This is a genomic window from Tatumella ptyseos ATCC 33301, assembly GCF_000735525.1.
Lineage (GTDB): Bacteria > Pseudomonadota > Gammaproteobacteria > Enterobacterales > Enterobacteriaceae > Tatumella > Tatumella ptyseos.
In genome coordinates this window covers 17,435-30,864 of the sequence record NZ_JMPR01000046.1, presented here as the reverse complement: position 1 = coordinate 30,864, position 13,430 = coordinate 17,435, and the positions used below count along the sequence as shown (strand labels likewise).

The following is a 13,430-nucleotide window of genomic DNA, read 5'->3' as shown; positions in this document are numbered from 1 at the left end:
AATGTGACAGAGGTTGCAGAAGCAGAGTCGCAACAAAGATGATATACTCGCGCATCCTGGATGCGGGACATCTCCGAAGCTGTCCGCCATTCTCTGATTTTAACAGTTAAGTGTGTAAGTTATTAACACTTATTTTCCCTGAATAAGCCTGTGCCGCCATGAAGTTTATCATAAAACTGTTTCCGGAAATCACGATTAAAAGCCAGTCTGTACGACTGCGTTTTATTAAAATCCTTAACGGAAATATTCGCAATATCCTGAAAACCGTCGACGAAGAGATCAAAGTTGTTCGTCACTGGGACCACATTGTCGTCCGTTCAAAAAATGAAGCGCTGAAACCGGTAATTGCCGAAGAGTTGACGCGTATTCCCGGGATCCATCATATCCTGGCGGTGGAAGAACATACTTACACCGATATGCACGACATCTTTGAGCAGACCCTGGCATTAAACCGTGAAAGACTGGAAGGTAAAACCTTCTGTGTCCGTGCTAAACGCCGCGGGAAACATGAGTTCAGCTCACAGGATGTTGAGCGTTATGTTGGCGGCGGACTGAACCAGCACATTCCTTCCGCCTCTGTCCGGTTAACCCGTCCGGAAGTGACGGTTAACCTGGAAATCGACGATGACCGTCTGTTGCTGGTGACCGAACGGCATGAAGGTATTGGCGGCTTCCCTATCGGGACGCAGGAAGATGTTTTATCGCTAATCTCCGGTGGGTTCGATTCCGGTGTGTCCAGCTATATGCTGATGCGTCGCGGATGCCGGGTGCACTATTGTTTCTTCAATCTCGGGGGCGCTGCCCATGAGATTGGTGTGCGGCAGGTGGCTCATTACCTCTGGACCCGTTACGGTCGTTCGCACCGTGTCCGGTTTGTCGCCATCGACTTTGAACCTGTTGTGGGTGCCATCCTCGAAAATATCGATGACGGCCAGATGGGGGTTGTGCTTAAGCGCATGATGGTTCGTGCTGCCTCCATGGTGGCAGAGCGCTATGGCGTGCAGGCGCTGGTGACCGGTGAAGCACTCGGCCAGGTCTCCAGCCAGACGCTGACCAATCTGCGCTTAATTGATAATGCCAGTGACACACTGATCCTGCGCCCGCTGATCTCTCATGATAAAGAACATATCATTGATGTGGCGCGTAAGATCGGGACGGAAGATTTTGCCCGTACCATGCCGGAATACTGTGGTGTGATCTCCAAAAGTCCGACAGTGAAAGCGCTGAAGAGTAAGATCCTGGCCGAAGAAGAAAACTTCGATTTCGGTATCCTGGAAAAAGTGGTTGAAGAAGCCAGCAATCTGGATATTCGCGAGATTGCGGAGCAAGCGGCCCGCGATGTGGTTGAGATTGAAACGGTGGATGCGTTCGGTGAAAACGACAGTATCCTGGATATCCGGTCGGTCGATGAATACGAAGAGAACCCGTTACAGGCGGGGAATGTCGAGATCAAATCGCTGCCGTTTTATAAGCTCGGCAGCCAGTTTGCTGACCTTGACCAGAGCCGTACCTGGCTTCTGTATTGTGATCGGGGAGTGATGAGTCGTCTGCAGGCACTTTACCTGCATGAGCAGGGCTATACGAATGTGAAAGTGTATCGTCCGTAACGGCAGATAACCTCTGAAAGCCCGTGATAACTCACCTTATCACGGGCTTTTTTGTATCAGATTTCCTGGTAGTTATAGATCCCCGGGGCCAGAACCAGAGGTTCAGCCACTTCCCGGGCGGTGTCAGGGCCTGCCAGCAGATCAATCAGTTTCAGCCCAAAATCAAACGCGGTCCCCGGTCCCTGACTGGTCAGCAGGTTCACTCGTGGATCCCAGACGACCCGGCGTTCGACCCACTGTTTTGCCGGAATACTTTCGCGCAGGCCAGGGAAGCCGGTCATATTTCCGTCCGGGAAAAGCTCATGGGCTGCCAGCACCAGCGCCGGTGCTGCGCAAATGGCAGCGACAATCCGGTCGGTTGTCCGGTACTGACGGAGGGTTTCCAGCAACAGGACGCTTTCGCTGAAGGTTTCAGCCCCTTTCTGTCCCCCTGGCAGAACCAGTGCATCAAAAGGCTGATCCGCAACGGAGACCAGCGCGGTATCGCATTGTAATCTGACGCCACGGGAGCAGGTGATCAGCAGTTCACCATCGCTTTCTGTACTGGCTGTAGTGACGTGAATGCCTGCCCTGACCAGCAGGTCGATAACGGTAACCGCTTCGGTTTCTTCACTGCCATGCGCCAGACAAACCAGCACTGATTTTTGGGTGCCCATTGGCCGACTCCTTTATTTTTACTCTCTGATATAATTCGCGATTTGCGGGGGCCGCAAGACCATACCCGGCAGCCTTACGCAGCAGGTAGCCGGTAATATAGTCTGTTTCTGTTGTGCGCCCCGTGCGGATATCCTGCAGCATAGATGAATAGTTAGCCGCGCTGTTCTGCATGACATGGGTCACATTCTGCTCCAGTTGCCTGGCATCGGCATGCAGGCCCTCACGGTTCATTACTGCGGCTATCTCCTCACAGAGCGTGGTAATTTCACCGCCGTACTGCAGGAGTTCACCGTTAGTACAGTCGTATTTAATGCTGAGCGGATTGATCACACAATTGATGGCCAGCTTATTCCAGCAGGCGGGCAGGATATCGTTATGCCAGGCCACTTCCGGTAATGCCTCATGCAGCAGGTCAGCCAGCGGACTGAGATGGTTTTCATTGCTGGCCACAGGCCCGATATGCGTGACCCCATGGGCAACATGGATGACCCGTCCCTGTTGACGCCAGGCGGAATGCGTCGTAATCGCCCGCAGTACAGTCTGGGGCAGGGGAGGTAACTCATCAACCACCCCCATCCCGTTATGCATCAGTACGATAATGCAGCGGGAGGGCAATAAGGGCTGAATTTGCAGAACGGCGGACGAAATTTGTGCTGCTTTAAGCGTTACCAGTAGTAACTCGCAGTCCGCAAGCAATGCCTGGCGATTGGCCGGAAACCAGTGACGATGCATTTCTCCGTCAGGAGCGGTGATATGAACGTGGGTGCCGGAATGAGCATTGCGTAGCCATCCCTGAACCTCATGTCCCTGACGGTGTAAGGCTGACAGCCATAGTTGTCCCAGGGCTCCGCACCCCAGTACCGTAATTTTCATAATAACTCCGGATAGCCGGCGACAAAAATACCGGTTTTCGCTGCCGGGTCTGATGTTTTCAGGCTCAGGCATTTTTTTACCGCGTCGATCTGCGTATTATGCATGGCAACACCGAATCAGGAGAAGAGAATATGCCATCTTTCGATATTGTTTCTGAAGTTGAACTTCAGGAAGTGCGCAATGCGGTAGAAAATGCCAGCCGCGAATTATCTACCCGTTTTGATTTTCGTAACGTGGTTGCTGCGGTTGAATTAAACGAAAAAAATGAAACCATTAAGATCAGTTCGGAATCGGATTTTCAGGTGAAACAACTGGTGGATATTCTGCGTGAGAAATTATTAAAGCGCGGAATTGAAGGGGCAGCGCTGGAAGTGCCTGAAGAGATCGAACACAGCGGTAAAAACTGGTCTGTGGACGCGAAACTGAAAAAGGGCATCGAAACGGATGTCGCCAAAAAAATCGTAAAACTGATCAAAGACAGCAAGCTGAAAGTCCAGACGCAGATCCAGGGGGAGTCATTACGGGTGACCGGAAAATCCCGCGATGATCTTCAGGGTGCGATGGCACTGGTTCGCGGCGGCAACCTGGGCCAGCCTTTCCAGTTCAAAAACTTCCGTGACTAACTGGTTCCGGTAAAAAAAACGCGGCTCTCTCCGGGCCGCGTTTTTGTATGACAGGGGCTGATATTACGCCTGCTGAGGCTGATACTCTGCAATCAGCGTTTCCAGCGCTTCGCGGCTGGTGACTTTACTGTCAATTTTTACATAGATACTGTTTTCGTCCGGTACCATCATGACCGAGGAAACACCCTCGACGGCGGATAATTTCTGCTCAAGGCCGGGAGTATGGTGCAGCTGATCTGACACCAGTCGCAGGCTGCTGACATACGGTGGCTCTTTCATGGTCAGACTGACCAGCAGCCAGACCACGGCCAGCAGGGTTCCGGCCAGGAAAACGGTTTGCGCATCCATATGACCGAAGATCCAGCCGCCCAGGCTACCGCCAATAGCGACACCGATAAACTGGCTGGTGGAATAGACGCCCATCGCCGTTCCTTTATAGCCTGCCGGTGATTCTTTACTGATCAGTGAAGGCAGAATCGCTTCCATCAGATTAAAACCGATAAAGAACACCTGTACGCCGACCACCAGGGTCCAGAAGTGTGTGCCTGCTCCCCAAAGAATAATTTCTGCAATGACCAGCAGGGCGACACAACTGATAAATACCGCTTTCATCCTGCGTTTTACTTCGGCAATGATGACGAAAGGCATGACGACCACAAATGCAATCAGCATGGTGACAAAATAGACTTTCCAGTGCTGTGATGGCGGGAAACCTGCATTTTCGAACTGACCTGGCAGAGCCACAAAGCTCGACATGAGCAGGATATGTAAGCAAAGGATCCCGAAATTCAGCTTCAGTAACCGCGGGCTGGCCAGCACCTTTTTAAAGCTGCCTTTTACCATGCCGGACTCACGGTTCAGTACATGATCTTTGGCGGAAGGGACAATGGCCAGCGTAATAATAATGCCGAGGGTAGCCAGTATCGCAATCATCCAGAACAGGGCATGCAGACCCAGGATATGGGTAACCACCGGGCCTATCACCATGGCAATGGCAAAAGTGACCCCAAAGCTGATACCGATAAATGCCATCGCTTTGGTACGGTTCTGTTCACGGGTCAGGTCAGAAAGCAGCGCCATCACTGCCGCGGCAATGGCCCCGGAACCCTGTAAAGCGCGCCCGAGAATAATTCCCCAGATAGACTGCGTACAGGCGGCGATGACGCTACCCAGTACAAATAACAACAGCCCTCCGACGATTAAGGGTTTGCGGCCAATACGGTCAGACAGTAACCCGAACGGGATCTGGAATACGGCCTGAGCTAAACCATAGATGCCAATGGCTAAACCAATCAGCGCTTCAGAGGCCCCCTGCAGGGCCATACCATAGGTCGTTAATACGGGCAGCACCATAAACATACCCAGCATCCGTAGCGAAAAGACGGTGCCGAGTCCCCATGTTGCTCTCCGTTCCAGCGACGTCATTTTATTATCGTTCATCAAAACCTCTTTTTATTGACTGACGCTATAGTAAGGTGCACAACAAGCCCGGTAAAATAATACTTTACAAACAGAAGTAACAAAAAAAGAAAAGGCGCGTATGTCGCGCCTTTGTTGATCTGACAGGGGAGGGGAGTTACCAGACGTAAGTCAGCAGATCTTTTGATGTCGGGGTCATAAAATCGACGGACATCATCACGCTGAGAGCGGTAATGGCAACAATAGAGAAGACAAATAACTTCCTGGCCCAGAGGCGATCATCATTGGTACGCTTATAGCCGGAAAGGGCCATACCGAGCCACCAGAGACTCACCACCGCAGCTACCACCAGATACTTGTAGCCTGCATATCCGCCCAGAGAGAGCATCAGTGTTGCTATCATAAAGGCCAGAATATAAATGGTAATATGATGTTTAGCGACCGGGATCCCTTTCACCACCGGTAATACCGGAATATTAGCGGCCTGGTAATCTTTAAACCGGTAAATGGCAATGGCATAGGAATGCGGCATTTGCCAGAGGCTAAAGATTGCCAGCAGGATAATGGCTCCGGCATCAAATTCATTCGATACGGCACAGTAACCGATAACAGGGGGGGCTGCCCCTGAAAGACTCCCGATTAACGTGCCGTACACCGAATGACGCTTCATATAGAGGCTGTAGATGCCGACGTAGACGATGAAGCCAATCACTGATAACCACATTGCCAGTGGATTGGCGCCAAAATACAACATCATAAAGCCAGCAATACCCAGAAGGGTCGCATACACCAGGCTGGTTTTCGCGGAAATGAGTCCTTTCACGAGAACCCTGTTCTTCGTTCTCTCCATTTTCCGGTCGATATCACGGTCGATCACGTTGTTAAAGACACAACCCGATGCCACCACTAATGATACGCCGACCATAGATGTGAGGAATAAGGTGTAATTAATACTGCCCTTGGAGGCCAGTAAAAACCCACCCACCACAGAAATTAGATTTCCGAAAATAATTCCTGGTTTTGTCACTTGCAGGTATTGCTTAATCATGACGTATAACTCTTAGTGGGGCATCATGTTGTAGTTAAGATTCCACATGATCCAGAGTGAGCCAACGACAACAATCAGAATAATGATTGCTGAGAAGACGATGGCCACCAGGTTCCAGCCCCCCTCTGACTTACGGTCCAGATGCAGGAAGCAGACAAGGTGAACGATCACCTGAACCACCGCACAGAGAACGACCACCACAAGCGTTGTGCTTTTTTCTGCACTGCCCTCCATCACCATCCAGAACGGGATCCCCGTCAGGATGACAGAAAGAATAAAGCCCGTAATATAAGACTTCAGACTCCCGTGAGATGCACCATGCTCATTTACAGTATGACTCATTACATGGCCCCCATCAGATAGACAATGGTAAATACACAGATCCAAACCACATCCAGGAAGTGCCAGAACAGGCTCAGACACATGATACGGGTACGGTTAGCCGCATTCAGCCCACGGGTCGCGACCTGATACATCAGAACCAGCATCCAGATCAGGCCACAGGTCACGTGCAGACCATGCGTGCCGACCAGCGTGAAGAAAGCGGACAGGAAACCACTGCGTTGCGGCCCCCAGCCTTCGGCAATCAGATGGTGGAACTCATTGATCTCCATACCGATAAAGCCAAGGCCGAGCAGGAAAGTCAGCACCAGCCAGCCGACTACGGCATTTTTGCTGTTTCTGTTCATGGCGATGACAGAGAAGCCGTAGGTTATTGAGCTGAACAACAATAGTGCTGTTTCACCCAGAACATAAGGCAGTTCGAAGAAATTCTTACCTGAAGGCCCCCCGGCGGTGTTATGCACCATCACCGCATAGGTAGCAAACAGTGTTGCAAAGATAATGCAGTCACTCATCAGGTAGATCCAGAAGCCAAAGACTTTATTGGCTCCTGCATCGTGATGCCCATGCGCTGCATGGGCGTCGTGCTGTTTAGACAGAGTTGGAGAAGACATTATTTCACACCTGCTTTGCTGAGTTCTTCAAAGTGTTTGCGTTCAGTCCGTTCGACCTCTTCGGCAGAGACATAGTAATCCACATCTTCATCGAAGCTTTTAGCAATCCACAGCGCGATAATGGCAACAAAGGAAATTCCCGCCAGCCACCAAATCCACCAGATCATGGCAAAACCGAAAATGGTGGCAAACAGCGCGATAATGGCCGGAACGCCGCTATTTTTCGGCATATGAATCGCTTCATAATGCGCGGGCTGCTGGTACGCCTCACCGCGTTCCTTCATTTCCCAGAAAGCATCACGTTCATGAATTTCAGGGATCACGGCAAAGTTATAAACCGGAGGAGGGGAGGAGATAGACCACTCCAGTGTACGGGCACCCCACGGGTCACCGGTCAGATCACGGTTTTGGTCGCGGTCACGGACAGACACCCAGAACATAATGAGCTGACACAGAATACCCAGCGCGATAATCCCGGCACCACAGGCGGCCACCACCAGCAGCGGATGGAATTGCGGGTCGATGTTCTGACTCAGACGACGGGTCATTCCCATGAAGCCTAACGCATACAGCGGCATAAAGGCGACGAAGAAACCGATGATCCAGCACCAGAAAGAACGTTTACCCCAGGTTTCATTCAGCGTGAAGCCGAACGCTTTCGGGAACCAGTAAGTGACACCCGCCATACAACCGAAGACCACACCACCGATAATCACGTTGTGGAAGTGAGCAATCAGGAACAGGCTGTTATGCAGGACAAAGTCAGCACCCGGCACGGCCAGAAGCACCCCGGTCATTCCGCCCACAGAGAAGGTGATAATAAAACCTACGGTCCAGAGCATCGGCGCGGTCATCTGAACGCGACCCTGATACATGGTGAACAGCCAGTTGAAGATTTTTACCCCGGTAGGGATAGCGATAATCATGGTCATAATACCGAAGAAGGCGTTGACGTTCGCTCCGGCACCCATGGTAAAGAAGTGGTGGAGCCAGACAACAAACGACAGTACGGTAATTGCCACGGTTGCCCACACCATTGAGGTGTAGCCGAACATCCGCTTTTTGGAGAAGGTCGCAGTGACTTCAGAGAAGACCCCGAAGACCGGCAGCACCAGAATATACACTTCCGGATGTCCCCAGACCCAGATCAGGTTGACGTACATCATCATGTTGCCGCCCATTTCATTAGTAAAGAAATGGAAGCCCAGATAACGGTCAAGCGTCAGCAGTGCCAGAGTCACCGTCAGTACCGGGAACGCAGCAATAATCAGTACGTTGGTACAGAGCGATGCCCAGGTAAAGATCGGCATTTTGAACATCGTCATGCCAGGTGCACGCATCTTCAGAATAGTCACGAAGAAGTTGATCCCTGTCAGCGTCGTCCCGATACCGGATAATTGCAGACTCCAGATCCAGTAGTCGACCCCGACCCCGGGACTGTATTCGCTCCCGGAAAGCGGCGGATAGGCCAGCCAGCCAGTCTGTGCAAATTCCCCGACCCCGAGAGACAGGTTCACCAGAATCACACCGATTGCGGTAAACCAGAAGCTGAGGTTATTGAGGAACGGAAAGGCGACATCACGCGCACCAATTTGCAGAGGCACGGCAATGTTCATCAGTCCGACGACAAAAGGCATCGCCACGAAGAAGATCATAATCACGCCGTGAGCGGTGAAGATCTGATCGTAGTGATGGGGGGGCAGGAAGCCTGCCTCACCTGCTGAAGCCAGTACCTGCTGGCTACGCATCATGATAGCATCGGCGAAACCACGCAACAGCATGACGAACGCCAGGATAATGTACATGATACCGAGCTTTTTATGGTCGATGGAGGTGATCCATTCCGACCACAGATACTGCCACTTACCGAAGTAAGTGATAGCCGCCAGGATAGCGATACCCACAATAATAATAGCGGAACAGGTCACCATAACGATAGGTACGTCAAATGGGATCGCCGCTAAACTTAATTTTCCTAACATGGTTTATTCCCCTGCTCCGGCGGTAGCCTGATGGCTCATATCCATGCCTTCGTGCTGAGACATGGTCATATTCCCGTCATGTGCCATGAACTTATCGACAACTTCGTTGAACAGTTGCGGATTAGCGGTAGAGAAGTACTCCACGGGATTATTCTCACTCGGTGCTGCCAGTTGGTTGAATTGATCCATGGTGGTCAGCGTATTTGACGACGCCTTCACTTTATCTACCCACTGCAGGAAGTCTGCGTTATCTTTGGTCGCAATGGCTTTGAACTTCATACCAGAGAAACCGCGACCGCTGAAGTTCGACGAAATACCATCAAAAATTCCCGGCTGATTGGCAATCAGGTGCAGTTTGGTCTGCATTCCCGCCATCGCATAGATCTGGCTGCCAAGAGTAGGAATAAAGAAGGAGTTCATGACGGAGTTCGAGGTAATTCTGAAACTGACCGGCGTATTGACCGGGAAGGCAATCTGGTTGACGGTTGCTATCCCTTGTTCCGGATAGATAAACAACCATTTCCAGTCGAGGGCAATGACGTCAATCTGTACAGGTTTTACATCTGAAGCAATAGGTTTTGCGGGCTCAAGTGCGTGGGTTGATTTCCATGTCAACACACCCAGGAAGAGAATGATAAGGATAGGCACTATCCACACCACAGCTTCTACTTTATTTGAGTGTGACCAGTTAGGTGAATATTTAGCGTTCGTATTCGACGCCCGATATTTCCAGGCAAACACGATAGCCATAAAGATCACAGGGATCACCACCACTAACATCAAGCCGAAGGCTGTCATAATCAGTGAACGTTGCTCCATTGCAATCTGACCTTTGGGATTTAATAAGGCACTATCACAACCACTGAGTAACACTGCGCCGGTGATAAGTGACAAAATCCCCAAACTTTTACTGTATTTCCTGAGTCTCATTTAACGACCTCAATGACAAAGGGCTTATTGTCGTTTAAGTGTGGTGGCATTTTACGGTAAGGTTTCTTTACTGTAAACTAAATTGAGGTTTTGTCATGAGGATGTATCCTTTCCTTTAGATAAATTTAACAAAAGTGGGCTTTGGTTAAAAAACTAAGATACGTCAGTCAGTTAGTCAGTACTCTATCCGGCAGGTCTGCACTCCCCGCGACTATTCCTTAATCGCTATAATGCTCCCCGTTCTTTACAAAAAATCAGAATTTAACCTTTTGTTAACAATTTTACCGATAATGACCGCAACCGGCTGGCTGTCATTGGGGCAGTTGTTAACAGAGGTGAAGCGGGTGAAGTAAAATAACGTTTCACCCTGCTTCAGGTGACGCAGTTAACGTCACTTTTTGATCTGCCGGAAATCGAGTGTCACGCCGAACAATACGGCGAGGCAGAGAATGGCCATTCCTGTTTCAAAAACAGGCGCATCCTGAAATCCGGCGGGTAACCAATGTAACGCTGACAGAATAAGTGTAGACAGCCAGGCCAAAAGTACCAGACAACCGGCGAGAAACACCCGGAAAGCCAGACGATAGGCGGCAGGAAAGGTGGTTCGCCGAGGAAAAGAGGTTTGCTGAGTCAGTCCGTTGAGGCTGTGACGGCTAATCAGCAACAACAACAACCCGGGAACACCGGCGAAGACGGTGAAGGCATAGAACAGCGGCCATCCCCAAAGTTCGACCAGCCAGCCAGCGGCCGGCCCCACATAGACCCGGCCCACCGCTGAGAGTGCAGACAGTAATGCGAACTGTGTGGCTGAAAATGATGCGTTACACAAGGCCATCAGCAGAGCGACGAATGCAGCAGTGCCCATCCCCCCGCACAGATTTTCGATAAAGACGGCGCTGGCCATACTCCACAGGTGTGCCGGAGTGATACTCAGTAACCAGTAAGCCAGATTGGACACCGTCTGAAAGATACCAAACCACATCAGTGCGCGGAACAGGGTTAGCCGTTGCATCAGAACCCCGCCATACAGGGCACCGATGATGGTTGCCAGTAACCCGAACGTTTTATTCACCAGCCCGACATCGCCGGCATTGAAGCCCAGGCCACGGATCAGGAAGGTGGTACTCAGCGCGCCCGCAAAAGCATCACCGAGTTTATACAGGATAATCAGAGTGATCATCAACCAGGCATTATTACGGCCGAAGAAGTCAAGCAGGGGGGCGACCACGGCTTCACGAAGGGTCAGCGGACGGACGGCGGTTATTTCCGGCTCTTTTGCTATCAGGGTTCCGAGGATCCCGGGCAGCATCAGCAGAGCCATCAGCCAGTAGGTAGCATGCCAGCCAAGGAAACGGTCCGCCAGCCAGAGGGCCAGCCCCCCGGATACCAGCATGGCGAGCCGGTAACCGAGTACGGTAATTGCCGCACCGCTCCCGCGTTGCTCTGCCGGCAGCACATCCGTTTTCCAGGCATCAAACACGATATCCTGTGAGGCCGAACAAAAGGCGACCAGCACGGCCAGCAATGCCAGTAAGGTCAGATGACCGGACGGCTGAACAAAGCCCATGGCAGCGATGGTTATCAATAGGGCACATTGCGCGATTAATAACCATCCCCGGCGACGGCTCAGTACCGGCGGAGAATAACGGTCCAGGAAGGGGGACCAGAGAAACTTAAAGACGTAGGCCTGTCCGACCAGAGAGAAAATACCGATAGTTTTCAGGTCGATATTTTCAACGGTCATCCAGGCCTGAAGTGTACCGGACGTTAATGCCAGCGGTAAGCCTGACGAAAACCCCAGTAATAGCAGAACAGTAAAGTTACGCTGGCTGAAAATTTTTAAATAGTCTGAACGCATGACACCCTGCTGCATGATGAAAATTCATGCAGCAATCATATCATTCAGCGGGCGTTTTGTTTAATGAAGTCATTGATGCTGGTGTCCTGAGCCATATCAGAAATGACATCGCTCATCGCAGTATTCACGGCATTGGTAATCTTCTCGTTAGTCGCATTGAAGGCTCCTTCAACACTATAAGTCTGACGATAGGTTTTGACCTGACGGTTACCATTCTTCGCCGTTGCGATAATAGAAATATCCGCATTAGTGGTAATGCTGTAACGCAGATTCCCCTGGGTGACGTTAGCATAGAGTTTGTTGACAATAATCTGCAGGTCAACGGCACCGTTAGGGCCAATCATATAACCGCGCGCGGTCATCTGTTTTTCCAGCACTTCCTGCAACAGGTAACGCAAATCACGTGACGGCGTCAGGGTAACCAGCTGGTTATCACGATTGACCTGGGCCAGCGCCTGGCTGGTACGTTGGTCAGCACCGTTTACGCTAATCGTGACACCCATCAGGCTGGGATCCTGCTGAGGCAATGTCATTTTAGGGGTGACATCAAGTGTGTTACTGCTGGTAGCGCAGCCAGCGAGGGCAAACGCCGCCAGCAGAGGGAAGATTACGCGTTTTAACATACAAATTTTCTCATCACATGATAAAAACAATATAGCCCGCAACAAAGTGTGCCGGCAGAACCTGAGGCAGCATACCCGGGAATGCTGTCAGAAGAATCTGTAAAAGTCTCTGGATTTCAGCGAATAACTCATCCATAGTCCGCGGATGTCACCGCACTATCATGCTTAATCGTCTATTAAATAGCACGTAATTTTTTGCAGACAGGTGCCGTGTTCCTGAAAAACAAACTAATATTGATAATGAAGGGCAGCGTGCTCGCAAGCCAGGAGTAACAGAGATGATTCGGGGATTAATAGAAGAAAAGTTACGCAACGAATTTCAGCCTGTCCATCTTGATGTTCAGGATGAGAGCTATCGTCACAACGTGCCTGCCGGTTCAGAAAGCCACTTTAAAGTGGTGATAGTCACTGACCGCTTTGCGGGGCAGCGTTTTCTGGCCCGGCATCGCGCAATCTACAGTGTGTTATCTGAAGAGCTTGCGGGCCCGGTTCATGCCCTTGCGCTCCATACCTATACGACGACTGAATGGCAGGGCTTGCAGGATACGGTTCCCGCGTCTCCTGACTGCCGCGGAGCCGGGTTACAGGCATAACCCGTCACGCGATCCACTCCCGGTAACGGCCATCCGGCCGTTTTTTTTATGAAAAATAACCAGCATGGATCAAAAATCAGCGTCAGTGCCCTGATCCACTGCATGTGGCACCTCGACTCATTCAGCCGATGCCGCTATAATGCTGCGTCTATTTTTCCGGAATGTCTTCGGGACGCTTCTGGTAACAGGGAACGGAGTATTCTTCACGGAAGCCGTCCCGGTTGTTGGATAGTGCGTATTCATTAATGCGTGATGTCTGAA

Annotated in this window: 13 protein-coding genes; 3 read left to right on the top strand and 10 right to left on the bottom strand. The window is 51.0% G+C overall.

Annotated features, from left to right (window positions below):
* Positions 1–158: 158 nt before the first annotated feature.
* Positions 159–1,607 (top strand): tRNA uracil 4-sulfurtransferase ThiI, encoded by a 1,449-nt coding sequence (gene thiI / locus GTPT_RS14505; protein WP_025902489.1) that lies wholly within the window; start codon positions 159–161, stop codon positions 1,605–1,607.
* 56 nt (positions 1,608–1,663) lie between these two features.
* On the opposite strand, the gene yajL is transcribed toward thiI, so the two are convergent.
* Positions 1,664–2,263: a protein deglycase YajL gene (gene yajL, locus GTPT_RS14500; RefSeq protein WP_025902488.1), complete on the bottom strand. Its 600-nt coding sequence runs from the start codon at positions 2,261–2,263 to the stop codon at positions 1,664–1,666.
* The gene (gene panE, locus GTPT_RS14495) at positions 2,217–3,137 is read right to left on the bottom strand and encodes a 2-dehydropantoate 2-reductase (protein ID WP_029989983.1); all 921 of its coding nucleotides are present in this window, start codon (positions 3,135–3,137) and stop codon (positions 2,217–2,219) included. The genes yajL and panE overlap by 47 nt, the downstream gene beginning before the upstream one ends.
* A gap of 131 nt (positions 3,138–3,268) precedes the next feature.
* On the opposite strand from panE, the gene GTPT_RS14490 reads away from it, so the two are divergent.
* Entirely contained in the window at positions 3,269–3,760 is a 492-nt protein-coding gene (locus tag GTPT_RS14490) for a YajQ family cyclic di-GMP-binding protein (RefSeq protein ID WP_025902486.1), read from the top strand.
* Positions 3,761–3,823: 63 nt separating this feature from the next.
* On the opposite strand, the gene GTPT_RS14485 is transcribed toward GTPT_RS14490, so the two are convergent.
* From GTPT_RS14485 to GTPT_RS14450, 8 genes are all read right to left on the bottom strand, one after another.
* On the bottom strand, positions 3,824–5,200 hold the full coding sequence (locus GTPT_RS14485; RefSeq protein ID WP_025902485.1) for an MFS transporter: 1,377 nt from the start codon (positions 5,198–5,200) through the stop codon (positions 3,824–3,826).
* Between the two features lie 136 nt (positions 5,201–5,336).
* Positions 5,337–6,227, bottom strand: coding sequence for a heme o synthase (gene cyoE / locus GTPT_RS14480; RefSeq protein WP_025902484.1), 891 nt, complete (start codon positions 6,225–6,227; stop codon positions 5,337–5,339).
* A gap of 12 nt (positions 6,228–6,239) precedes the next feature.
* A complete protein-coding gene (locus GTPT_RS14475) occupies positions 6,240–6,569 on the bottom strand; it encodes a cytochrome o ubiquinol oxidase subunit IV (protein ID WP_025902483.1) in 330 nt (109 codons plus the stop codon).
* Positions 6,569–7,183: a cytochrome o ubiquinol oxidase subunit III gene (locus tag GTPT_RS14470; protein ID WP_025902482.1), complete on the bottom strand. Its 615-nt coding sequence runs from the start codon at positions 7,181–7,183 to the stop codon at positions 6,569–6,571. The genes GTPT_RS14475 and GTPT_RS14470 overlap by 1 nt, the downstream gene beginning before the upstream one ends.
* Positions 7,183–9,165, bottom strand: coding sequence for a cytochrome o ubiquinol oxidase subunit I (cyoB, locus tag GTPT_RS14465; RefSeq protein ID WP_025902481.1), 1,983 nt, complete (start codon positions 9,163–9,165; stop codon positions 7,183–7,185). The genes GTPT_RS14470 and cyoB overlap by 1 nt, the downstream gene beginning before the upstream one ends.
* A gap of 3 nt (positions 9,166–9,168) precedes the next feature.
* Entirely contained in the window at positions 9,169–10,095 is a 927-nt protein-coding gene (gene cyoA, locus GTPT_RS14460; RefSeq protein ID WP_025902480.1) for a cytochrome o ubiquinol oxidase subunit II, read from the bottom strand.
* A 391-nt stretch (positions 10,096–10,486) separates the two neighbouring features.
* A complete protein-coding gene (gene ampG / locus GTPT_RS14455; RefSeq protein WP_029989985.1) occupies positions 10,487–11,953 on the bottom strand; it encodes a muropeptide MFS transporter AmpG in 1,467 nt (488 codons plus the stop codon).
* Between the two features lie 44 nt (positions 11,954–11,997).
* On the bottom strand, positions 11,998–12,576 hold the full coding sequence (locus GTPT_RS14450) for a lipoprotein (protein ID WP_025902478.1): 579 nt from the start codon (positions 12,574–12,576) through the stop codon (positions 11,998–12,000).
* Between the two features lie 278 nt (positions 12,577–12,854).
* Between GTPT_RS14450 and bolA the strand changes: the two genes are divergently transcribed.
* Positions 12,855–13,169, top strand: coding sequence for a transcriptional regulator BolA (gene bolA, locus GTPT_RS14445; protein WP_025902477.1), 315 nt, complete (start codon positions 12,855–12,857; stop codon positions 13,167–13,169).
* Positions 13,170–13,430 lie beyond the last annotated feature (261 nt).